Source organism: Gemmobacter denitrificans, from assembly GCF_036964905.1.
Lineage (GTDB): Bacteria > Pseudomonadota > Alphaproteobacteria > Rhodobacterales > Rhodobacteraceae > Gemmobacter > Gemmobacter denitrificans.
On the sequence record NZ_JBALHR010000004.1, the window covers coordinates 199,297 to 222,824 of the forward strand.

Annotated in this window: 18 protein-coding genes; 10 read left to right on the forward strand and 8 right to left on the reverse strand. The window is 64.3% G+C overall.

Translation table 11 applies throughout. The annotated features are described in order from the left end of the window. Positions 1-265: 265 nt before the first annotated feature. Positions 266-3,079: a DNA polymerase I gene (gene polA / locus V6590_RS09090; protein ID WP_335422122.1), complete on the forward strand. Its 2,814-nt coding sequence runs from the start codon at positions 266-268 to the stop codon at positions 3,077-3,079. Positions 3,080-3,103: 24 nt separating this feature from the next. Here the strand turns inward: polA and V6590_RS09095 are convergent, their stop codons facing one another. Beyond that, the gene (locus V6590_RS09095) at positions 3,104-3,979 is read right to left on the reverse strand and encodes a CHAD domain-containing protein (RefSeq protein ID WP_335422124.1); all 876 of its coding nucleotides are present in this window, start codon (positions 3,977-3,979) and stop codon (positions 3,104-3,106) included. Positions 3,980-4,077: 98 nt separating this feature from the next. Here V6590_RS09095 and V6590_RS09100 point away from each other — a divergent pair, with 98 nt between their 5' ends. Further along, positions 4,078-4,476, forward strand: coding sequence for a DUF4864 domain-containing protein (locus V6590_RS09100; protein ID WP_335422126.1), 399 nt, complete (start codon positions 4,078-4,080; stop codon positions 4,474-4,476). A 132-nt stretch (positions 4,477-4,608) separates the two neighbouring features. Next, positions 4,609-6,888, forward strand: a complete 2,280-nt coding sequence (locus V6590_RS09105) for a glycosyl hydrolase family 28-related protein (RefSeq protein ID WP_335422128.1) — start codon at positions 4,609-4,611, stop codon at positions 6,886-6,888. Between the two features lie 59 nt (positions 6,889-6,947). Here V6590_RS09105 and V6590_RS09110 read toward each other — a convergent pair whose 3' ends face one another. Together V6590_RS09110 and truA are read right to left on the reverse strand one after the other, a co-directional pair. Next, entirely contained in the window at positions 6,948-7,448 is a 501-nt protein-coding gene (locus V6590_RS09110) for a pyridoxamine 5-phosphate oxidase (protein ID WP_335422130.1), read from the reverse strand. 203 nt (positions 7,449-7,651) lie between these two features. Beyond that, on the reverse strand, positions 7,652-8,422 hold the full coding sequence (gene truA, locus V6590_RS09115) for a tRNA pseudouridine(38-40) synthase TruA (protein WP_335422132.1): 771 nt from the start codon (positions 8,420-8,422) through the stop codon (positions 7,652-7,654). Positions 8,423-8,555: 133 nt separating this feature from the next. Here truA and V6590_RS09120 point away from each other — a divergent pair, with 133 nt between their 5' ends. The 3 genes from V6590_RS09120 (at position 8,556) to V6590_RS09130 (ending at position 13,835) form a co-directional block, all read left to right on the forward strand. Further along, positions 8,556-9,971 carry a YcjX family GTP-binding protein gene (locus V6590_RS09120; protein WP_335422134.1) on the forward strand — a complete coding sequence of 472 codons (1,416 nt, stop codon included), beginning with the start codon at positions 8,556-8,558 and terminating at the stop codon, positions 9,969-9,971. Next, complete coding sequence (locus V6590_RS09125) at positions 9,968-11,011, forward strand: YcjF family protein (protein ID WP_335422136.1); 1,044 nt, start codon at positions 9,968-9,970, stop codon at positions 11,009-11,011. The genes V6590_RS09120 and V6590_RS09125 overlap by 4 nt, the downstream gene beginning before the upstream one ends. A gap of 61 nt (positions 11,012-11,072) precedes the next feature. Continuing rightward, on the forward strand, positions 11,073-13,835 hold the full coding sequence (locus V6590_RS09130) for a DUF2339 domain-containing protein (RefSeq protein WP_335422138.1): 2,763 nt from the start codon (positions 11,073-11,075) through the stop codon (positions 13,833-13,835). Here V6590_RS09130 and V6590_RS09135 read toward each other — a convergent pair. Both V6590_RS09135 and V6590_RS09140 read right to left on the reverse strand, forming a co-directional pair. After that, positions 13,812-14,216 carry a group III truncated hemoglobin gene (locus V6590_RS09135; protein WP_335422140.1) on the reverse strand — a complete coding sequence of 135 codons (405 nt, stop codon included), beginning with the start codon at positions 14,214-14,216 and terminating at the stop codon, positions 13,812-13,814. The two genes, V6590_RS09130 and V6590_RS09135, sit on opposite strands and share 24 nt — an antisense overlap. An 84-nt stretch (positions 14,217-14,300) precedes the next feature. Beyond that, entirely contained in the window at positions 14,301-15,467 is a 1,167-nt protein-coding gene (locus tag V6590_RS09140) for an FAD-dependent oxidoreductase (RefSeq protein WP_335422142.1), read from the reverse strand. 229 nt (positions 15,468-15,696) lie between these two features. On the opposite strand from V6590_RS09140, the gene ileS reads away from it, so the two are divergent. From ileS to V6590_RS09160, 4 genes are all read left to right on the forward strand, one after another. Continuing rightward, complete coding sequence (gene ileS / locus V6590_RS09145; protein WP_335422144.1) at positions 15,697-18,681, forward strand: isoleucine--tRNA ligase; 2,985 nt, start codon at positions 15,697-15,699, stop codon at positions 18,679-18,681. Positions 18,682-19,127: 446 nt separating this feature from the next. After that, positions 19,128-19,724 carry a DUF1176 domain-containing protein gene (locus V6590_RS09150; RefSeq protein WP_335422146.1) on the forward strand — a complete coding sequence of 199 codons (597 nt, stop codon included), beginning with the start codon at positions 19,128-19,130 and terminating at the stop codon, positions 19,722-19,724. After that, positions 19,721-20,164 carry a methylated-DNA--[protein]-cysteine S-methyltransferase gene (locus tag V6590_RS09155; protein WP_335422148.1) on the forward strand — a complete coding sequence of 148 codons (444 nt, stop codon included), beginning with the start codon at positions 19,721-19,723 and terminating at the stop codon, positions 20,162-20,164. The genes V6590_RS09150 and V6590_RS09155 overlap by 4 nt, the downstream gene beginning before the upstream one ends. Before the next feature lie 16 nt (positions 20,165-20,180). After that, positions 20,181-21,017, forward strand: a complete 837-nt coding sequence (locus V6590_RS09160) for a DMT family transporter (protein WP_335422151.1) — start codon at positions 20,181-20,183, stop codon at positions 21,015-21,017. Between the two features lie 9 nt (positions 21,018-21,026). Here the strand turns inward: V6590_RS09160 and V6590_RS09165 are convergent, their stop codons facing one another. The 3 genes from V6590_RS09165 to V6590_RS09175 are packed head-to-tail and all read right to left on the reverse strand — an operon-like array spanning position 21,027 to position 23,411. Beyond that, a complete protein-coding gene (locus V6590_RS09165; protein ID WP_335422154.1) occupies positions 21,027-21,731 on the reverse strand; it encodes a CDP-alcohol phosphatidyltransferase family protein in 705 nt (234 codons plus the stop codon). A 37-nt stretch (positions 21,732-21,768) separates the two neighbouring features. Next, the gene (locus V6590_RS09170) at positions 21,769-22,722 is read right to left on the reverse strand and encodes a tyrosine recombinase XerC (protein ID WP_335422155.1); all 954 of its coding nucleotides are present in this window, start codon (positions 22,720-22,722) and stop codon (positions 21,769-21,771) included. Continuing rightward, positions 22,719-23,411 carry a DUF484 family protein gene (locus V6590_RS09175; protein ID WP_335422157.1) on the reverse strand — a complete coding sequence of 231 codons (693 nt, stop codon included), beginning with the start codon at positions 23,409-23,411 and terminating at the stop codon, positions 22,719-22,721. Before V6590_RS09175 ends, V6590_RS09170 begins: the two co-directional genes overlap by 4 nt. Between the last annotated feature and the right edge of the window lie 117 nt (positions 23,412-23,528).

Genomic DNA, 23,528 nt, shown 5'->3' on the forward strand with positions numbered 1-23,528 from the left:
GCGATATTGGCCTGTCCCTTGCGGGCGGCTTGATGGATCACTCTGTCATGCAGAACTGACCGGCCGCCTATATGGCGCAGGTCCAATAAAACGAAAACTGGGCGTTCCGGTTCAGCATGGGCAGGACAATCTGCCTTTCGGGGTGTTGCGTCAAGCCGCGAAATCGGCTGCCACTCACGCGGGCATGGGCAAAGCCAGCAGCCATCGGGTTTCCCCGGCCCACCATTCGTGCCAATACTGCCGCAAAATCGCGCGGAGGACCATCATGACATTCGGCAAGGGCTGCCACCTGCATCTGATCGACGGATCGGCCTTCATCTTCCGCGCCTATCACGCCCTGCCGCCGCTGACGCGCAAGTCCGACGGGCTGCCCATCGGGGCGGTGGCAGGCTTTGCCAACATGCTGTACCGCTATGTCGAGGGGAACAAGGGGCCGGACGCGCCAACCCATGTGGCGGTGATCTTTGACCATTCGTCCAAGACCTTTCGCAACGAGATTTTCCCCGCCTACAAGGCCAACCGCCCGGAATTGCCGGAAGATCTGCGCCCGCAATTTCCGCTGACACGCGATGCGACACGGGCCTTCAACATCGCCTGCATCGAGACCGAAGGCTATGAGGCCGATGACATCATCGCCACCCTGTCCTGCCAGGCGCGGGACGCGGGAGGGCGGGTGACGATCATCAGTTCGGACAAGGATCTGATGCAACTGATCGGTGATGGTGTCGTGATGTTCGATGCCATGAAGAACAAGCTTATTGATCGCGACGAGGTGGTGGAAAAATTTGGCGTCGGCCCGGAGCGGGTGGTGGATGTGCAATCGCTGGCGGGGGACAGTGTGGACAATGTGCCCGGTGCCCCGGGCATCGGGATCAAGACAGCGGCGCTGTTGATCCAGGAATATGGCGATCTGGAAACGCTTCTGGAGCGGGCGACAGAGATCAAGCAACCCAAGCGTCGGGAAACGCTGGTGAATTTTGCCAATCAGATTCGGATTTCCAAACAGTTGGTCATGCTGAAATGCGACACGCCGCTGGAATTTTCGCTGGACAGCCTTGAAGTGCGCGAGCCCGAGCCCGAGGTGTTGATGGGCTTTCTGAATGCGATGGAATTCCGCACCCTGACCAAGCGGATCGCCGACAAGCTGGATGTGACGCCGCCGCCCATGGTGACGGCCGAGGCCACCGAGGCGGAGGCCGGTCCGCTGCCCGAGGCGCTGCCCTTTGACCACGGTGCCTATGAGGCGGTTATCGATATGGCGGCGCTGGAGCGCTGGATCGCGCGTATCCGTGACATTGGCCATGTGGCCTTTGACACCGAAACCACCAGTCTGGATGAAATGCGGGCCGATCTGGTGGGTATTTCGCTGGCGGTCGATGCGGGCAGGGCCTGCTATGTGCCGCTGGGCCATCGGCAGGGGGGGGGCGATCTGTTTGCCAGCGACAGCCTGAGCGAGGGCCAGTTGCCAATGAACGCCGTGCTGACGGCGTTGAAACCGGTGCTGGAAGATCCGGCAATTCTGAAGATCGGGCAGAATATCAAGTATGATTTCAAGATCATGGCCCGCCATGGCATCCACATGGCCCCGATTGAAGACACGATGTTGCAAAGCTATGCGCTGCATGCGGGGCTGCACAATCACGGCATGGATGAACTGTCGGACCGCTATCTGAACCACACGCCGATCCCGATCAAATCATTGCTGGGCGGCGGCAAGGCGGCAGTGACCTTTGACCGGGTGGCCATTGTCGATGCGGTGAAATATGCGGCCGAGGATGCCGATGTGACGCTACGCCTGTGGCAACGCTTCCGACCGGCGCTGCATCGCGCGCAGGTGACAACGGTTTATGAAACGCTGGAACGCCCGCTGATCCCGGTGTTGGCCGATATGGAAATGGCCGGCGTCAAGGTGGACCGCGATGTGCTGGCGCGGATGTCCAATGCCTTTGCGCAAAAGCTGGTGCAGTTGGAGGAAGAGATCCACGAGATTGCCGGGACCAGGTTCAATGTCGGATCGCCCAAGCAACTGGGCGAAATCCTGTTTGACCAGATGCAGATCCCGGGTGGTGAAAAGGGCAAGACCGGCGCCTATGCCACCGGGGCCGAGGTTCTGGAAGATATCACCACGCTGGAGGCGCATCCGACCGGCGCGCAGCTGGCGGCGCGGGTTCTGGATTGGCGGCAGATTTCCAAGCTGAAATCCACCTATACCGATAGTTTACAAAACCACATCCATCCGGAAACCGGACGTGTGCACACCAGCTATAGCATTGCCGGGGCAAATACGGGGCGTTTGGCATCTACCGACCCCAACCTGCAGAATATTCCGGTGCGCAGCGAGGAAGGGCGGCGCATCCGCGAGGCCTTTGTCGCCCCCGAAGGGCGGGTTCTGGTCAGTCTGGACTACAGCCAGATCGAATTGCGCATTCTGGCCCATATCGCGGGGATTCCGGCGCTGAAACAGGCGTTCAGAGATGGGCTGGACATCCATGCCATGACCGCCTCGGAGATGTTCGGCGTGCCGGTCGAAGGAATGGACCCAAGTGTCCGCCGCCAGGCCAAGGCGATCAATTTCGGGGTGATCTACGGCATTTCCGGGTTTGGTCTTGCCCGTAACCTGCGTATTCCGCGGGCCGAGGCGCAGGGCTTCATCGACCGCTATTTCGAACGGTTCCCAGGCATCCGCGCCTATATGGATGAAACGGTGGCCTTCGCAAAATCAAAGGGTTATGTGCAGACTCTGTTTGGGCGCAAGATCCACACCCCGGAAATCAACGCCAAGGGGCCGGGGGCCGGATTTGCCAAGCGCGCGGCGATCAACGCGCCGATCCAGGGCACTGCTGCAGATGTGATCCGGCGGGCCATGATCCGCATGCCGCAGGCCATTGCGGGGCTGGATGCGAAGATGCTGCTGCAGGTCCATGACGAATTGCTGTTCGAGGTGGCCGAAGAGCAGGCTGAAAAGCTGACCCAGGTGGCCCGGGCTGTCATGGAGGGTGCAGCCGATCCCGCCGTGCATCTGGATGTGCACTTGCGGGCCGATGCGGGGCAGGGCCGCAACTGGGCCGCCGCGCATTGAGGCGGCCGGGGCGGAAGATGCCGGTCAGCCGATCTGGCTGAGCCAGATCTTCCACCACTTGATCCAGAGATCGGCCATTTCCTCGGGGTCGCCAGCAAACAGTCGGGCCCCCAGCGGGAAAGCGGTCGCCTCGATCGCCTGACGGGCTTCGCGGCTGCGGTCGGCCAGCAGGGTGCGGGTGTCTGCGGGCAATATGCTGTCAGGCAGGGCATCGAGATGGGCCTGCAACATGGCCAGATCGTGATGGTCACCAAGGGCTTCGCCCAGCCGGTCGGCCTCGGTGACGATGGGACGCATCACGTCGGGCCAGACTGGCAGGAACAGCCGCGCCTGATACCAGTGATCCTTGGCGCGCTTGCGCCAGTCATGCAGGACTTCGTCATCGGGATTGTCGCGGGCCGCGCGCATCGCCCGGCGGGCGCGGCTACGGGTTTCGGACAGGCCTTCGGCCAGGATGCGGCGATCCTGCCCCTGCAATTCCCATTCGTTGATGCGCAAGGCAAGACCAGCGAGCAGATCGCGCAGATCGGGCGGCGGCGGCGCGGGCATGGCGGCTTCGGCCACAAGATGCGCGCGCAGGGCCAGCAGCGCCGGATCGGATGCGCCGGGCATCAGCCGGTCAAGGGCTGCGATGCGCACGGCTGCGTCGCGCTGGCCCGAAAGACTGCGCGCGGCATCGCGCAGCACCACGTTTTCGGCGGGTTGGATTTCAGGCAGCCCATGCCGGACCAGACGCAGCAGGGCGCGGAGTTTCTTGAAGCTTTTGCGCAAGCCATGCACATCACCCGGTTCCAGTGAACCGGCCCCGATCCGGGCTTGCATGCTGGCGATTTCCTCGCCTGCGATCCGGCGCAGGGCCTCGGACAAGGAGGCATCGCGCAGGTCGAAACGGTAAGGCATGTGTCGCAGTCCTGTCAGGCGGGCAGGGCAGGCGGCCTTGCCGGATATCAAGGTCATACTAGGTTTTTGCTGCATGGCAATCACGACAATGGTGTAACATGAAGATGAAATTCACCTTGGCTGCCCTGTGTCTGGCGGCCTTTGGGACCATGGCCCAGACGGATGGGATCAGCGGCACCATCGAGGCGCAGATGCAGGCCTTTCGGGAGGGCGATGTGGCCGAAGCCTTCACCTATGCCTCACCCAATCTGCGCGCATTGTTCGGCAGCCCCGAGGTCTTTGGGGGCATGGTGCAGCGCGGCTATCCGATGGTCCGGCAACCCGGCAAGGTTGAACTTCTGGAACGGCGCAACGTGGCGGGCGGCCTGTGGCAACGCGTAAGGGTCACCGATGCGGCGGGACGCGGACATCTGCTGGATTACCAGATGGTCGAAACGCCAGAGGGCTGGCGGATCAATGCCGTGCAGGTGTTGCCGGAGCCGGACCTGAGCGCCTGAAGCCGTTGCGCCCAAGCTGGGCACAGCGCACGGTCGTCTGAGCCGTGGTTAACCTTCCCTTGATATTTGTCCGGTCCGGGGCGTGCGGGATGTGCGCCCATCTCTGGTGGAACGAGGCGAGGGTCTGACAAGATGAACAAGGCGATTACCGATGGTCTGGTGCTGATGCCGCCGCCGTTTTCGGCGGGGCTGACCCAATGGTCGCGTGAAGATGGAACGCCCGGGTCGGCCAGCTATGCCGGGCAGCCCAACGCGGCGTTGGTACCTTCCGATCAGGATTTCGGCGGTTGTCTGGAACTGCAGAAGATCGAGACAACACAGCGGCTGCGCTACAAGGGCCAGACGCCGATCGAGCCCGGCCTGTATCTGCGGGTGACGGCCCGGGTCAAGGCCGTTTCGGGCAACCTGCCGACGGTGCGCATCGCGGCCTATGCAGGGCGCGCCAATGGTTCTGCCGTGAGTGTCCCGCTGACCGGACCTGCAACCACGTTGACCACCTATGGCGAAGTTGTGACGGTGACCGCGATCATCGGTGCCGGCAACCGTCAGGGCGTGGACATGGTCTGGGGCGCCGAGCCGGTTTATGGCCATTTCGGCGTGAACATGAGCGGGCCGAATGGCGGTGTGGTGCGCATTGATGACATCGTGATCGAAGATGTCACCGAAGTGTTCCACCGCAAACTGATCGATGTGGTCGATGTGCGGGACTATGGCGCCATCGGCAATGGCACCACCGATGACTCTGCCGCATTTGCAGCGGCTGACGCCGCAGCGGATGGCCGTACGGTTCTGGTATCGGCAGGAACCTATCGCATTGCCTCCAGCCTGACGCTGGACAGCCCTGTCCGGTTCGAAGGCACGCTGGTGATGCCGTCGTCGGCGCGGCTGACCTGCACGCGCAACTATGACCTCAACACCTATTCTGCGGCCTTTGGCAGCGAGATGGAGGGGTTCCGTCGTGGGCTTCAGACGCTGTTCTATTTCAATGATCACGTGGTGTTCGACATGTCGGGCCGCAAGGTCGAACTGACCGAACCGCTGGATGTGGCAGCTCTGGCCGGGATCACCAGCCTGGCAAGTCGTCGTGTGCTGACCAATGGTCAGATCGTGGCGGCCAGCTCGACCAACTGGGATCAGACGCAGGTGACCTCGGTCTGCACCTACAGCACCAGCAATGCGACGACGCTGACCAATGTGGCCAACATTCCGATTGGATCGCGGATCACGGGCACCGGGGTGGGGCGCGAAGTCTATGTGCGCAACAAGAACACCGCTGCCGCGACCATTACCCTGAGTCAGCCTCTGTTGCCGGCAGCAGCAGGCACCCGGACGCTGACCTTTACCCGCTACAAGTATCTGCTGGATTTTTCAGGCTTCGAAAACCTGGCCCGGTTCGAAATCACGGATATCGATTTCGCCTGTTCGGGCCGCGCCAGCGGGATCATGCTGGCAAAATCCGGCCTGGTGTTCCGCATCGCCGATTGCGTTTTCACCTCGCCCAAGAACCGTGCGATCACCTCGATCGGCGACGGTTGCCAGGGCATGATTGTCGATCAGTGCCAGTTCCTGTCGAACGAGCAATCGCTTGCAGCACAGGTGCGCAATACCATCGCGTTGAATGCCAATTCGAACGACGTCAAGCTGCGGGACAACCGCGTCGTCCGGTTTGCGCATTTCTGCGTTCTGGCGGGCGGCGGCAACATGGTGCTGGGCAACCACTTCTTCCAGGGCGATGACGAGACCGACGGTTTGCGCCAGGCTGGCCTGATCCTGACCAACACCAATGGCCGCAGCATCATCAACGGCAATTACATCGACAACTGCTGGATCGAACTGTCGAACGAACATGATCCGAACCCGGGTTTCGAAAGCGAATTCTCTTTCGGGGGGCTGACCATTACCGGCAACACTTTCATGGCGATCGACGTGGCACCATCGTTCCGCTGGATCGTGGTGCGTCCGCGCGGTGCCGGGCATTTCCTGAATGGCTTGGCGATCATCGGCAACGTGTTTCGCACGACCAATGGCAGTATCGACCGGATCGAAAAGGTCGATGACAGCACGGCCGATCTGGATCACAGCCGGGCGCGCAATGTGGTGGTGACGGGAAATACGTTCCACGGGGTCAACGATATCTGCATGAACCCCATCACACTGGAACACAACCAGAGCAGCAATGCCACAACTTGGTCGGTGAATGGGTCGAGCCTGCATCCGTTTGGTGGCCGGGCGCTGACCGTGATGTCGGTGCAGCCGGATGGCCCAATCCGCGATTCTGCGAACGCCACCGACTTCAGCATGCCTTATGCCCAGCCTCAGCAAGGTACCAATGGCGATCGGTTGAATCTGGTCTGGCCGCGCGCCTTGCGGGGCAAGGTGCAGGTGACCTACCGCACCGACAAGCCGGTCTAAGCGCGCAAGATCCAGCATGAACAGGGCGGGCGCCGAAGGGTGCCCGCACATTTTTGTGGTCATGTCGGGGGCAGAAGGTCTTCGACCTCCAGACGGAACGCCTTGCCGAACCCGCCATTGAGCAAAGCCGAGACGGGTTGCAGGCGCACGAGCGCAAAATCGGCAAAATCAATGTAGAGCCGCGCCTTGGGATGACCGAGCAGCCAATGATCGCGCAGGGCAGGGTGATCGGGGGATTTGCGGTCGATGAACGAGGCCCTGACCCGCAGCATCAGCCGCGGATGGGTCAGCGGATCGCCCTTGTCACCCACTTCGCCCACCATCAGGGCGGCTTCGGGATGCGTTGTCAAAGCGGCATGATGGGCCGAGAGCGCCGAGACCAGTGTCATCGGTTGATATGCGGGGCAAAGGCCGAAGGCGATCCGGCTGATGCCGGGCGCAGCCGTGGCCGGATCGGTATAGGCCAGCGCCGCATGGGTGGCCTCTGACAGAAGCTTCCGGGCAAGGCTGCGCGCATTGTCATCGGCGGGTTGCACAGGGTCTGGGCGGGGCTGGGACATGGGCGCGGTTCCATCAACTTGGAGCATGGGGTGAACCTAGCGGCCTCGGTGCGCGGTGCAAGATGGCATCCAGCCGGTCATCTTGGGCGTAGGTCGGTGGCGGCAGTGACCTTGCGGAGCGCGGTCCTGCCGGCCCGCGCAAGCCATTTGGGTCGCCTGCCCGGGCCTTGGGCCCGGTTGGCTCCGCGGTGCTTGCGTTCAGGTCACACGAAGGGATCGGCCGGGTATCCGACCCCGGTAAGGTACAGCCCCTGTGGCGGGCAAACCGGTCCGCAGGCGGCGCGGTTGCGGGCTTCCAATGCGAGGCGAATATCGTCGGGCTGCCATGATCCTGCGCCGACGCGTTCCAGCGTTCCGACGATGGATCGGACCTGATTGTGCAGAAAGCTGCGCGCCCGGAGATGGAAGCGGTATTCGCACCCACCGGGGTAGGGCAATTCTTCCAGCGTGATCTCATCCAGCGTCTTGACGGGCGAGGCGGCCTGACAGATCGACGACCGGAAGGTGGTGAAATCGTGATGCCCGACCAGATGGGCGGCACCGGCGCGCATTGCCGCGGCGTCCAGCGGGTTCTGCACCCGCCAGACCAGCCCCTTGTCATGCGTGGCTGGCGCGCGGCGCTGGACGAGCCGGAAGGTATAGCGCCGCTCCAGCGCCGAAAAGCGGGCGTGGAAGTCATCGCTAACCTGCGCTACCTGCAAAACCGCCACTGGCGCAGGTTTGAGGTGATAGTTCAGCGCCTCGGACAGGCGGAAGGGATCCCAGTCGCGCGCAAGATCACAGGTGGCCACCTGTCCCGTGGCATGAACCCCGGCATCGGTGCGCCCTGCGGCGGCGATGGTATGTGGACCCGGTTCCAGCCGGGCCAGCGCCGCTTCGATGGCCGCCTGCACGGAAGGCTGGCCTTGTGACTGGCGCTGCCAGCCCGCGAAGGGACCACCGTCATATTCGATTTTCAGGGCATATCTCGGCATGGGGTGGGGGTAGCGCAGCGGGGCGCGGCTGTCCATCCTGCCGTGATGTGGCTGTTGCAGCCCATGTCGGATGCCCCCTACACAGATGTTCGTGCCGCGCCTATCTTGGGTCGGCACAGACAGGGGGCCTTGCGTGGCGATTTCCGATTTTACCGACCAACTGGGCCGCAGTCTGGAGGGTCTGGTTGCCACGGTGACCGATCCGTTTTCCGATACAGTAGTGCGGCTGGGCGTGACTGGTCTGTCGCGTGCAGGCAAGACGGTGTTCATCACCGGTCTGGTGGCCAATCTGATGGACAGGGGCCGGATGCCGCAACTGAAGGCCGAAGCCTCGCGGCGGATCGAGGCGGCATGGTTGCAACCCCAACCCGATGACACGGTGGCCCGTTTCGATTTCGAAGGCCATCTGGCGGCGTTGACCGGTGACGATCCGCATTGGCCTGCCAGCACGCGTTCAGTGTCAGAGTTGCGGCTGTCATTCCGGGTGCAGCCTGAGGGTCTGTTTTCCGGGTTGATGGGCACACAGACCGTGCATCTGGATATTGTCGATTATCCGGGGGAATGGCTACTTGATCTCGCATTGCTGGACAAGGATTATGCAACCTGGGCTGAAGAGACGCTGATCCGCATGGCGAAGCGTCCGCAGGGGGCCGAGTTTCTGGCGGTAGCCCGGGCCGAGGATGGCGCCCTGGCCCATGATGAATTGCGGGCGCAGGCGCTGGCTGCGGGGTTTACCGACTATCTGCAGGCAGCGCGGGCGGCGGGCTGGTCGGATTGCACGCCGGGGCGGTTTCTGTTGCCCGGCGATCTGGTGGGCAGCCCGGTTCTGACCTTCGCGCCGCTGCCCTTGCCCGCCACACAGGGCCGGGGCAGCCTGTGGCGCGAGATGGAGCGGCGTTTTGAAGCCTACAAGGCCAAGGTGGTAAAGCCCTTCTTCCGTACCCATTTTTCACGGATCGACCGGCAGGTCGTGCTGGTGGATGTGCTGGGGGCCATTCATGCCGGGCCGCAGGCGCTGGAGGATTTGCGGCAGACCATGGCCGATATCCTGAAGGCCTTTCGTCCTGGGCGAAACGGGTTCCTGTCGGAAATCCTGATGGGGCGCCGGGTCGAAAAGATCCTGTTTGCCGCGACCAAGGCCGATCATCTGCATCACAGCCAGCATGCCGCGTTGACGGCGATCACAGAGGCGCTGGTGCGCGAGGCGCGGGATCGGGCGGCCTTTGCCGGGGCCGAGGTGGCGGCCATGTCCATTGCCTCGATCCGGGCCACGGTGGAGGAAGAGGTGCCACAGGGTGACAGCTCCTTGCCCATGGTGCGCGGTCGATTGCTGACCACCGGCAAGCAGGCGGCCCTCTATCCCGGGGAACTGCCCTCTGATCCTGCGCGCCTGCTTTCGCCTGCACGGCAGGGGGCCGAACGGTGGCTGGGTGCGGATTATGCGATGATGAGCTTTGGGCCCGCCCGCTTCACCCGTCGCCCGGGCGAAGGCCCGCCGCATATCCGGCTGGACCGGGCGGCAGAATTCCTGATCGGAGACCGGCTGTGACCGATGACCAGACCCCGCTGCGCCGCCCGCTGGTGATAGATCGCGAGGATGCGGAGCAGGCCGATCCGGCGCTGGCCGCGCCTGTGCCCGATGCCGTGCCGGATACGATGGCCGAGGGGCAGGCGATGCAGGCCGCGGCCCGGATGATGGCCCGTCGCGGATCGCCGCTTGTCAGGCTGACGCTTTGGGCCTTTGGCACGCTGTTCGGCTTTGTGCTGTCGGTGGCGGCCTATGATTTCATCGCGGGGCTGATGGCGCGCAATCCGCTGCTGGGCACGGTTGCCTTCGGGTTGACGGTGGTGGCACTGGCGCTGGGCCTGATGCTTGCCTTGCGCGAATGGTGGGCGTTTCTGCGGCTGGCGCGGCTCGATACGCTGCGCACGCAGGCGTCATTGGCGCGATCGGGTGGTGATCTGGCGCGGGCGCGGGTTGTCGCCGACCGCTTGGCCCGCCTTTATGCCGGGCGACCGGAACTGGCGCCCGGCCTTGCCAATCTGGCCGCAAGGCGGGCCGAGTTGTTCGATGCCGATGGCCTGCTTGATCTGGCGGAAACCACGCTTGTGCAGCCGCTGGACGACCGGGCGCGGCGCGAGATCGAAGCGGCCGCCCGTCAGGTGGCCACGGTCACTGCGCTGGTGCCGATGGCGTTGGCCGATGTGGCGGCGGCGTTGGTCAGCAATCTGCGCATGATCCGAAGGATTGCCGAAATCTACGGCGGCAGGTCGGGCGGGTTTGCCAGTTGGGGCTTGCTGCGCCGGGTCTTTGCCTCGCTGGTGGCAACGGGCGCGGTGGCGCTGACGGATGATCTGATCGGGTCTTTTGCTGGCGGGGGCGTGATGTCGAAACTATCGCGCCGCTTTGGCGAAGGCATGGTGAATGGCGCGCTGACAGCGCGGGTCGGGGTGGCCGCAATGGACCTGTGCCGCCCGTTGCCGTTTCATGCCGCCCGGCGTCCGCAGGTGACCAATCTGATGGGCCGCGCGCTGGCAGGGGTGTTTGACGGGCTGCGCGGTGGGCAAGAAACGGTCGGGAAAAGCTGACTTTCGGTTTCCGATCCCCCTGCTATGGTGTCACGCCTGAGGGGTGTGGAAGGGGCCTGGAATGGAAGCAATGCTGATGCTGCTGGGGCTGGCGCTGTTGGCGGTGCCTGTCGGGCTGATCCTTCTGGTCATTTCGCATATTGGCTTGCGGCGGCGTGTCGATGCGCTTGAGGCGCAGCTGGCAAAGTTGGATCCGGCGCCACAGGGCACAGAGGCAATCGCCGTGAAGCAGGTGCCCAAGCCATCATCGCCGGCTGCCCCTGCCTTGCCCACTATGGCCGACCCGCTGCCACCAGCCGTGCCATCGCCCTGGGATCGGGCCTTGCCCGGCGGCAGTTCCGCACCCGTATCGACCGAAGCCGAAGCCAAGCCGGCCCCCGCAGCGCCTGCCATTTCGCAAGACCAGCCGCTTGTGCTGCGTCGGGACCGGCTGGCCGAGCTTGCAGGATGGCTGCGCGACAATTGGGTCTATGCGGTTGCAGCGCTGTCGCTGGCATTGGCCGGGGTGTTTTTCGTGCAATACGGGGTGGAGCGTGGCCTTCTGCCGCCCCCGGCGCGTGTGGCGCTGGCAATCCTGTTCGGGTTGGCTCTGATCGCGGCGGGCGAGGCCGTGCGGCGGCGTTGGGGGGATGGCGCAGAGATGGCAACCGCCTATCTGCCGTCGGTCTTTTCCGGCGCGGGGATCGTTGCCGTCTTTGCCGGGGTTGCGGCAGGGCGGCTGATGTACGGGCTTTATGGACCGGGTTTGGCCTTTGCCGGATTGGCGCTGGCCGCGATGGGGGCGATCGCCCTTGGCTGGCGGCATGGTCCGTTACTGGTGGCCGTCGGGCTGATTGGCGCTGCAGCCACACCGTTTCTGGTGGATGGCGGCGGCGGCGCGGTGCCGTGGCTCTATGGACATTACCTGCTTGTGGCCTTTGTCGGGCTGGCGGTGGATGCGTTCCGCCGCTGGGCCTGGGTTTCGGTGCTGGCGCTGGCGCTGGCGCATCTGGGCCTGTGGCTGATGGCTGCGGGCGGAGCGGGTGACGCCGGGTGGCTGTGGTCGCTGGTGGGGCTGGCGCTGATGGCGATCATCCTGCCGCAGCGGTCGCTGATGCCCGATCATGACGCGCCTTCGGTGCTGCGTCGCCTCTGGCAGCGCGATGGGGTCTGGCCCGCCTTCCCGGTGCGGCTGGCCTTCGGCAATACGGTTGTGGTGGTTGCGGTGCTGACGCTGGCCATGCCGGATGGGGCTGCGGGATTGCTGGCTTTCCTGCTTCTGGCTGCCTTGGCGGTGGGGCTATTGCTCTGGGCTGACAGGGCGCAGGGCCTGGAAGATCTGGCCCCGATGGCGGCTGTGGGATTTCTGGCCAAGCTGGTACTGGCCCAGCCGATGGTTGATGACTTCGCGGCGGCGGCCATTGCACTGCGCGCGCCGGAAACTGCCGCCCCCGGAACGGTCAGCCTGCTGCTGGCGCTGGCGGTGGCAATTTCGGCGGCCTGTGCGTTGCGCGCCCGCGCGCCGTCACGGTTGGCCGAGGCCTTCGGCGCGATCTTTGTCGCCCCGGCTGCGGTACTGCTGCTGGATCTGATCTGGCAGCCAGTGCCGGTGATCGGGGCCTTCCCCTGGGCGTTGCAGGTGATCTCGGTGGCGGCGGGCATGGTCGCCTTGGCAGTGATCTGGGCGCGGAACGAAGGCGCGCCGGGCCGGCGCAGTGCCTGGGCCATTCTGGCGGCACTGTCGCTGATCGCGCTTGCGCTGTTCGTGCTGACATCTGCGGCGGCGCTGACACTGGCGCTTGCAGTGCTGCTGGTTGCGGCGGCGGCGTTGGATCGGCGGTTCAACTTGCCTGAAATGGGATGGTTCCTGCAGGCGGGGGCGGCGGTTCTGTCCTGGCGGCTGGTGGCCGATCCGGGGCTGGATTGGGCGCTTGATGCCGATCTGGTTCCGGTGCTGGCCAGCTATCTGGCGGTTGCGGGGGCCTGTGCCGCAGGGCTGTGGCTGCTGCGCCCGGACCTGCCCGCGCCAAGGGCTGTGCTGGAAAGCCTTGGTCTGGCCTCGGTCGCGCTGCTGGCCAATGTGCTGCTGGCGCGGCTGCTGGCCCCCGAACCCCTTGCCGACGGCTGGACCCCGGACTGGAGCATGAGCCATTGGGGCCTGACCTTGAACGCGATGCCCTGGCTGATCCTGTGCCTGTCGCAACTGTGGCGGGCTGCGGCCAGCACCGGCTGGGTGCAACGCGGGCGGTTTTTGCTGGCGGGCCTGGCCGGGGTGCTGGCGGCGGGCGGGCTGGTGCTTGCGGTTTTCATCGCAAGCCCGCTGCATTTCATCCCGGGGGATGGGCCGACCGGTCAGGTGATCGGGCCGATCCTGATCAACAGCCTTGCCCTGGCCTATCTGCTGCCGGGTCTGATGCTGCTGGGGGTCGGGCGGATGCTTGGCGCGCAGAGCGAGCGGCGATCGTTGCGCGCCTTGGCGTTGATCCCGGGCAGCGCGCTTGTCATCCTGTGGGCCGTGCTGACCATCCGGCATTTCTGGCAAGGGCCATGGCTGGGCCTGCCCGCTGTCGGACAGGGCGAGCTTTACAGCTATACCGTGGCGCTGCTCCTGACCGGGGCGGTGCTGCTGTGGCAGGCCCTTGCCCGCAGGTCTGATGCCCTGCAACGCATGGCCATGCTGGTGATCGGGCTGACGGTCGCCAAGGTTTTCCTGTGGGATGCCGCCGGGCTGACCGGGCTGACCCGCGTGGTCAGCTTTGCCGGGCTCGGCCTGTCGCTGGCCGGTCTGGCATGGCTGAACCGTTGGGCGCGCGGCGCATTGTCAGAACCGCGGGACGGCGTCTGACGGGCGCCGCGCCTCGGCCACGCCCATCGACAGCGCGCGGCCGATCCGGTGCGCCATGGCAGACCATGCGGCGGCAGCTTCGCCGGGCAGTGTGCGGGCCAGTGTCGCGTCGAACAGGGCGAGCCAATGGGGAAAATGCTCTTCGCGCACATCGCCCGCCTGCCGATGGGCCAGCATGGGCGACCCGTCATAGACCCCTTCGCGCAAGATCGCATTGCGCCAGAACCGGGTGATCTTGGCCTCATGGGCCGGCCAGTCATCGACATGGGCGGCAAAGACCGGTCCCAGCAGCGCATCGGCGCGCACGGCGGCATAAAACGCGGCAACCTGGGCGGAGATCTGTTCGGCAGTCACGAAAAAGCGGGGCGGAAAGGCGGTCATGGCGGCACCTTGGGGCAAGATGCACCAGCGATGCAGCTTTGTGCGCGCGGGGGCAAGGCGGCGGGATGTCTCAGGCCCGAAGCATCACGGAAAGCGCTGTCCTGCCAGCGGGGGCAGCATGTCGCCCGACACCAGCGCCGTCAGCAGATGGCGCACCCCCGGCAGGCGAGAGAGCGGCGCCAGCAGATGGTCGCGCAGTGGCGGCAAGGCCCGGCTGCCGGATTGATACATCGGAGTGAAGGCCGCGCTCATGCCCTGATAGGCGCGGATATGCCAGCGGCGCATGGCGGCATAGGCGGGCAGGGGCTCGGCCTGATCCAGCGCCAGATGCAGGGCGAGCGCATCCAGCAGCGCCATATTCGCCCCCTGTCCAAGCTGCGGGCTGGCGCGATGAGCGGCATCGCCGATCTGCACGAGACCGGGCGCATGTGGGCGGCGCAGCGTGCCGTGGGTATAGCGCGCCGGGGTGAACTGGGCCAGATCGGTGATTTGTGCGGTAAACGCCTCGGCCTCGGGCCAAAGGTCGCGCGCCTGTGCCGCCCAGGCCGCCACCCCGCCGTCGCGCCATGCCTGAATATCGGCCACCGGCAGCGACCAGAACAGGGCCGCCATCGCCGGGCCACCGGGTTGCATCCGGCCAATCGGCAAGACGCCCATCATCTGTGCCGCACCACGATAGCGTTGGCGCAGCTGATCGGGGGGCAGGCGGCAGCCTTCAGGCCAGCGCAGATTGGCCCAGACCGCGCCATAGCGCAGCGGCCGGGCGATCAGGGGCGACAGGTGTGACCCCGCACCCGCCGCATCGACCACCAGATCAAAGGGGCCAAGCTGGCGGCCATCGGCTAGGATCAGGCTGCGCCCCGCGCCCTGTGGCGGGGCCGCGATGACTTCGGCCCCGGTGATGACCGGCACGGCAGCCCGCTGCACCGCCTGCCACAGCGTATCGAACAGGGCCGCGCGGTGAATCGCCAAACCCGGCGCGCCACTGCGATAGCTGACATCCAGCACGGCACCGCGCCGCCCGACCGCATGGCCCAGCATCCGGGCAATCGGCGCACCCAGAACGCGCGCCTGATCACCCGCGCCGATCCGGTCCAGGACCGCCAGCCCGACCGGCTGGATCACCAGCCCCGAACCGACCGGACCGGGGGCCTGAAACCGCTCGACCAGCGTGACATTCCGCCCCGCCTGCGCGGCTAGTGCCGCGAAGGCAAGCCCGCCGATCCCGGCCCCGACAACTGCAATTTGCATTCCCGCCCCCTGCTGCACGGCCCCTGAATGGCCGCAAACGCCCGGATTTGCAAAGCCCGAAAGGCTGGACCCGGCGCGCGGCCTTGCGTATAAGGCCCGCATGATGACCCTGACCGCGCTCATCCATCGAATTACCGTCCCGGCGTGCTGATCAGCCGCCGGGTTACGCATTCTGCTTGCGGCCCCAAGCCGGGCTGCCCCTTTCCGATCTCTCCGAGGACTGCCCGAGATGTGCGCCGACACGCCTGAAACCGATCCGAAGTACCCTGTCTTCCTGCCCGAAACCGCCTTTCCGATGCGTGCGGGCCTGCCTGCCCGCGAGCCCGGCTGGTTGAAACGCTGGGAGGAGATCGGGGTTTATGACCGGCTGCGCGAAAAGAAGGGCCGCAAGCCCTTCACGCTGCATGATGGCCCTCCTTACGCCAACGGCCATCTGCATATCGGCCACGCGCTGAACAAGATCCTGAAGGATTTCATCGTGCGCAGCCAGCAGATGCTGGGCCATGACGCGCGCTATGTGCCGGGTTGGGATTGCCATGGGTTGCCGATCGAATGGAAGATCGAGGAGCAGTATCGCGCCAAGGGCCTGAACAAGGATGATGTGGATGTGGTGGCCTTCCGTCAGGAATGCCGCAAATTCGCGGAAGGCTGGGTGGATATCCAGCGCGAGGAGTTCAAGCGCCTGGGCGTTGCGGGGAATTGGGCTGACCCTTACCTGACGATGGATTTCCACGCCGAGGCGGTGATTGCCGAGGAATTCATGAAATTCCTGATGAACGGCACGCTGTATCAGGGGTCGAAGCCCGTGATGTGGTCGCCGGTGGAAAAGACCGCACTGGCCGAGGCCGAGGTGGAGTATCACGACCATACCAGCCATATGGTATGGGTGCGGTTCAAGGTTAGAGCAAAGCGCAATCAAGTTCCTTCTTCTAGAGACGGTGACCAGCCCTTTGAAGAGTCTCAAGCCAACAAGTTGGCACAAGGAATAGAGGAATCAAAAGCTTCGGTTGTGATCTGGACTACGACGCCATGGACAATCCCGCAGAACCGCGCCGTTGCTTACTCTGAGGCGTTTCCATACGATCTTTTTGAGGTTCTTGCCGTCGCGGACGGAAGCCTTGCAGTTGTCGGTGAAAAGCTCATCCTGGGGCGCAAACTCGCTGAAGATGTATTTAGGGCGGCAAAGGTCACAGATTGGCGCGTTGTCGAGCGTGTCGATGCATCAACTTTGGCGGAGTTAGTTGCGGCGCATCCTTATCGTGGGATCAAGGACGCCGATGGTATGCCTGTCATAGAGTGGAACTATGACGTGCCGATGCTGCCGGGCGACCACGTGACCGATGACGCGGGCACCGGCTTTGTGCATACCGCGCCTTCGCACGGCGATGACGACTATCAGCTTGGCCTCAAGTTCGGCCTCAAGATGACCTATAACGTCGAGGCGGATGGTTCCTATCGTGCCGATCTGCCGCTGTTTGCAGGCCAGCACATCATCACGCCCGAGGGCAAGGAAGGCCCGGCCAATGTCAGCAATATCAAGGCGCTGCACGGGGCGGGGGCGCTGTTTGCCAAGGGCAAGCTGAAGCACTCTTACCCGCATTCGTGGCGCTCCAAGGCGCCGGTGATCTATCGCAACACCCCGCAATGGTTTGCCGCGATTGATGCCAAGATCGAGGATGGCAAGGGCGCCTATGGCGATACGATCCGCGCCCGCGCGCTGCATTCGATCAACCATCTGGTGCAGTTCACGCCGGTCTCGGGCCGCAACCGCCTGCATTCGATGATCGAGGCGCGGCCTGACTGGGTTCTGTCGCGCCAGCGTGCCTGGGGCGTGCCGCTGACCTGCTTTACCAAAAAGGGCGCGCGGCCCACGGATGCCGATTTCCTGCTGCTCAACGCAGAGGTGAACAAGCGCATCGCGGCGGCCTTCGAGGCCGAGGGCGCGGATGTCTGGTATGTGCAAGGGTTCAAGGAAAAGGTGCTGCAGGGCATCGTCGATCCGTCGGATTATGAACAGGTCTTTGACGTGCTGGATGTGTGGTTCGATAGTGGTTCTACCCATGCTTTCGTGCTGCGCGACCGTGCTGACGGCACCGAGGATGGCTTGGCCGATCTTTACCTTGAAGGCACCGACCAGCATCGCGGCTGGTTCCATTCGTCGATGCTGCAAGCCTGCGGCACCAAGGGCCGGGCGCCCTATCGCGGGGTGCTGACCCATGGGTTCACGCTGGACGAGAAGGGCATGAAAATGTCCAAATCGCTCGGCAATACCGTGGCCCCGCAGCAGGTGATCGACGAATATGGCGCCGATATCCTGCGTCTGTGGGTGGCGACCTCGGACTATACGGTCGATCTGCGCATCGGGAAGGAAATCCTGAAAGGCGTGGCCGACAGCTATCGCCGCTTGCGCAACACCATGCGCTATATCCTTGGCAACCTTGCAGGGTTCACCGAGGCCGAGCGTCTGGAAACGGCCGAAATGCCAGAGCTGGAGCAATGGGTGCTGCACCGCCTGGCCGAGCTGGATACCGAGGTGCGCAAGGGCTATGCCGCCTATGATTTCCAGGGCGTGTTCCAGAAGCTGTTCACCTTCTGCACGGTTGATCTGTCTTCGGTCTATTTCGACATCCGCAAGGACGTGCTGTACTGTGATGCACCGGAAAGCACCCGCCGCCGCGCGGCGCGCACGGTGCTGGATATCCTGTTCCACCGGCTGACCTCGTGGCTGGCACCCATTCTAGTGTTCACCATGGAAGAGGTTTGGCTGGAGCGGTTCCCGCAAGATGGCTCGTCGATCCACCTGACCGATTTCCCTGACACGCCGAAGGATTGGCTCAATGAGCCGCTGGCGGCGAAATGGGCGCAGGTGCGTCTGGCGCGGCGCGTTGTGACGGCAGCGCTGGAGGTGCAGCGCAGCGCCAAGGTGATCGGGGCGAGCCTTGAGGCCGCGCCCGTGGTGCATGTGGAAGATGCGGCCATGCTGGCCGCGCTGAAATCGGTCGATTTCGCGCAGGTCTGCATCACCAGCGCCATTCAGGTGACGGCAGACCCGGCCCCCGCCGAGGCCTTCCGCCTGCCGGAACAGCCCGGCGTGGCTGTGGTGTTTGAATTGGCCGAGGGCGAGAAATGCGCCCGCTGCTGGCAGATCCTGCCGGATGTGGGCACGCACAAGCATGCGCAAACCTGCGCCCGCTGCGACGAGGCTTTGGGCTAACGCGCCTGCCTGCAAGGCAATTTTGGAGGGGGCGGGCTGTCAGGGTCCGCCCCTTCGTCATGCAACATGGCCTCGACCTCGGCGAGGGTCAGGCCGGCGCTACTGAAACGCGGTTTGACTGCAATTGGTGCGATTGTCGGATTGCTGACCGGCGCGGCGGCCGCCACGGGCCGTCTGGCCGATGCGGCGATAAGGTTCAAAACTGGATCGCGACGCCACAAGGGCAGGCGGTTGTGGCGGCCTTGCGTCCGATCTGGGATTTGCTGGTGACCTTCTTCAAGGGGGGCTAGCGCCGGTTTGTCCCGCATAGCGGCCAATCCGCGCAGGCCCGCCCAGATCGCGGCAAAAGGCCGGTGCCGGGCCGGAAAGCGCCGCCAATTCGTGGCCTTGCGCTTGTGGCGCGGCTTGGCCCGTGCCAGCATCGCGCAAAACAACGGAGCCCTTGCATGACCCGCCCATTCGCCCTGCTTGCCCTGCCGCTGTGCCTGATGGTCAGCCCGGTTTGGGCCGATCCTGCCGATGATGCGGCGATTGCGGCCTTTTCGGCGGCCTATGCCGAAGCCTGCGCTCCGGCCTTTGACGAAACAGGCAAACTGGCCGAACCGCCGCAGCGGCTCGAGATGACCTCACCCAACAGCTGGGGCGGTGATCCGACGCCGGTGACGCTGTGGCATTTTACCTGCATGCTGGGGGCCTATAACATGACCTCGGTGGTCATGGTGCAATCGCCCGCTTGGGGGCTGGTGCCGCAGGGCTTTGCGCGGCCCGATCTGACCATTGTGACGGAAGACCCGGCCAACCCCGAAAGCCCGCTGAAAGAGGTAAAGATCGCCGGCTGGTCCGCCAGCCCCTTCCTGGTCAATGCCGAGATGGACGCCGCAACCGGGCGGGTGTTCGAATTCAGCAAATGGCGGGGCCTGGGGGATGCGTCTTCAACGGCAGAATGGCAGCTTGTGGACGAAGGCTTTCGCCTGATCCGCTATGAGGTGGATGCCAGCTATGACGATCAGATCAATCCGGTGACCCTGATCCCCGCGCCATGACGACGGTGCAAAGCCCCTTTGGCCCGGTGTCGCTGCGCGAAGCGGATGGGCGTCTGGTGGCGCTGGTCTGGGGGCCGGGCAGCGGCGAGGCGTCGCCGCTGATCGCCGAAGGGCTGGCCCAGTTGCAGGCCTATTTCGACCGCCGCCTGACGCGCTTTGATCTGCCACTGGATTGGGGGCAGGGGCTGCACGAAAAGGTGCGGCGGGCCATGGCGGCCATTCCGCTGGGCGAAACCCGCAGCTATGGCGAGATTGCACGCGCCGTGGGGGCCCCGGCCCAGGCGGTGGGGCAGGCCTGCGGGGCGAACCCGTTGCCGATCCTGATCCCCTGCCACCGGGTGCTGGGGCAAAACACCCTCGGCGGGTTTTCGGCACCGGGCGGCGTGGAAACCAAGGTGGCCTTGCTGCGCTTTGAAGGCGCAGCAGGGCTGCTGATCTGATGGTGGGTGGCAAGTCTTGACGATCTGGGTTCTGCTGGCGGTTCTGGGGGCGGCCTTTCTGCATGCTCTGTGGAACGCATTGATCAAGCTGGGCACGTCAAAGGTTGGTGCCATGGTGATCCTGTCGGTGGCCGAGGTGCCGATCGGTCTCATCATTGCGCTGCCGCGCCCCGCCATCGCACCGGAAGCCTGGCCCTGGGTGATTGCGGCAGGTTGCACGCATTTCTTCTACAAGACCTTTCTGACCTTCGCCTATGAGCGCGGCGATCTAAGCCGGGTTTATCCCATTGCCCGCGGCACTGCGCCGATGATCGTGGCGCTGTTTGGCGCGGTCTTTCTGGAAGATGCAATCAGCGCGGCGCAATATGCCGGGATTGCCTTGCTGGCGCTTGGGATCGGCGTCATGGCGCGCGGCGTTTTCACCGATGGCGAAAGCCGCAGGCTTCTGCCTTTTGCTGTGGGGTCTGCCCTGGCCACGACGACCTATACGCTGCTGGATGGTCTGGGGGCGCGTATTTCGGGGGATGCGATCGCCTATGTCGCCTGGGTCTTTGTGGCAGACGGGCTGATCTTTAGCTGTGGCATGGCGCTATGGAAGGGGCGGGCGGTGTTTCCGGCCGCACCAAGGGCCTGGGCGGTGGGCAGCTTTGCATCGCTGGCCTCTTACGGGGCCTATGCCATTTCGATCTGGGCGATGACTGTGGCGCCGATTGCTGTCGTGGCGGCGCTGCGAGAAACATCCATCCTGTTCGCCGTTCTGATCGGCTGGCTGGCTTTCGGCGAAAGGATGACACGCGACAAGGCGATTGCCGCGCTGATGATCGTGGTCGGGGTGATCGTGACGCGGCTTTAGCTTCGGGCGTCAGGCGATCCGGCGTGGCCGTTCGGGGATGATCTGCTGGGCAATGCCCGCCAATGTCAGATAAACCGATGTCACCACCAGCCCCCAATGCGCCCAGCTTGCGGGGTGGAAATCGACCCAAGCCGCCCAACCCGCAAAAAAGGTCCATGCGATGGACATGGGCAGCGTCACTTCGCGCCAGCGTTGGGTGCGGGTGGGGTGGACGAATTTCAGGTTGGTGAACATGGCAATGGTCAGCAGAACTACCACGCCCAGAATGACGTAATGCCCCGGATGCAGCGCAAACATCACCAGCACGACCATGTTCCAGCAGGCCGGAAATCCGGCAAAGGACCAGTCTTTCGTCTTCATCCGCGTATCCACGAAATAGACGACCGACCCATAGGTGATCACGATAATCGCGAGCCAGCCGGTCCAGCCTGGCAAGAGGCCAGATTGGAACAGCGCAAAGGCGGGAATGAACACATAGGTCAGATAGTCGATGATGAGATCGAGCAATTGCCCGTCATAGGTGGGCCAATTGTGTTTCACGTCATAGCGACGGGCGAGCGGGCCATCGATGCCATCGACGAACAGCGCCACAACCAGCCAGAGAAACATCATGTCCCATCGTTCGCGCACCGCCTCCAGCATGGCAAGCATGGCCAGAACGGCACCGGTGGCGGTGAACAGGTGAACAGACAAGGCTTTGAGACGCATCGACATGGCACCATTTCACCGATCAGAACGGGAAAAGCAACTGTCAGCGCGCCGCGTTGCGCGTGCGGTGATGGCCCGCACGGGGGTGGCTGGCGTCATAGACCTCCATCAGCCGTGCGGCATCAACCCCGGTATAGGCCTGGGTGGTGGACAGCGAGGCATGGCCCAGCAATTCCTGAATGGCCCGCAAATCCCCGCCCGCTGACAGCAGATGGGTGGCAAAGCTGTGCCGCAGGGCATGGGGCGTGGCGCTGGCGGGCAGGCCCAGCCGGTTGCGGGTGCGTTCCATCGCGGCGGCTATCAGCCGGGGGTTCAGCGGACCGCCGCGAAGGCCGCGAAACAGCGGTTCGGTCGGGGACAGATCAAAAGGGCAGGCCTCGACATAGGCTGCAACCGCCTTGCGCGCGGCGGGCAGCACCGGCACCAGCCGTTCCTTGCCGCCCTTGCCCCGGATGCGCAGCACCTCGGGCAGGGGGGGCTCGGCCCCGGTCAGGCCAAGCGCTTCGGAAATCCGCAGCCCGCAGCCGTAAAGCAGCGTCACCACCGCCGTGTCGCGCGCCGCGATCCAGGGCTGGCGGGCATCGTCGCCGATACTGTCCAGCACCTCGGTCGCGCCAGAAATGCTGAGCGGACGCGGCAACTTTTTCTGAAAGCGCGGGCCACGGATCTGCAGCAGGGTGGTGGCATCCATCCCTTGCCGTTCGGCCAGCCAGGCGGTGAAATTCTTCACTGCGCTCAGCGCCCGTGCCAGCGACCGGGGCGAAACCCCGCGCGCCCGTTCATGGGCCATATAGGCACGGATATCGGTAACCGGCACTTCGATCAGTCTGGACAGACCTTCGGTCTCGCCGCGATGCCGGGCCAGAAAGGCCAGCCACCCGCGCAGATCGGCCCCATAGGCCGCCACGGTCCTTTCTGCCTTGCCATCCAGCGCGCGCAGATGGGTCAGCCATGCCTCCAGCGCGTCCCGCGCCGCCGGAGATATGGTCAGCGTCATGACAGCCAACGCCGCATGGTGCGTTCAAAGACCCCGGCAAAGAAAGCCAGCAGATCGGTCCCATGCGTGGGCTTGAAGTGATGCGGGTCTTCGCAGCCCATCACCAGAAGGCCCGGCAACCGACCCTTGCCGAAATCGAGCCGCAACAGCGCCTCGGACCTGATCCAGCCGGCGGTTTCGCCATAGATCAGGTTCGAAGACGGGATGGTCTGACGCAGGGTGACCGGGCGCAGCGAGACATTGCGCCCGCCCGAAACGTAATCGGCGATGAAGCCCGGTTCGGCCACGAACAGCACATCGCCCAGACGGCGCAGCGCCGGGTCTTCGGCCTCTTGCACCGATTCCAGCACCAGCCGGATGCAATCGACCCGCAAGGTCTGCGCGACATCCGATGCCAGGCTTTTCAGGAATTCTTCGAAGGACAGAGGGTCGAGCATCTGCAGGATTGCCCGATGCACCTGATTGGTGCCTGCCAGATTTTCATAGGCGGCGGCGATGACGGTGCGGTGGGTATCCTCCAGCCGCTCCAGCCGGTTTTCCAGCCGTTCCATCGCGATGCCGCGCAGATCAACGATATTGCTGCCCATCGCCCGATCATTGGCGGCGATCAGGGCGCGCATCAGATCGCGGTCTTCAAGGATGGTTTCCGGCTTTTCCAGAATCCGGTCGCGGAGATCCGGTTCGATCATCTTCACTGCCCGTTTGTTGGTTTTGCGCAAGTCTAGCAAATGCGCGGGGGGCTTGTCGCGGGAAAATGTTCGAAGGGGGAAAAGGGGGCATCAGCGCAGGCGGCTGAATGGGGGCTG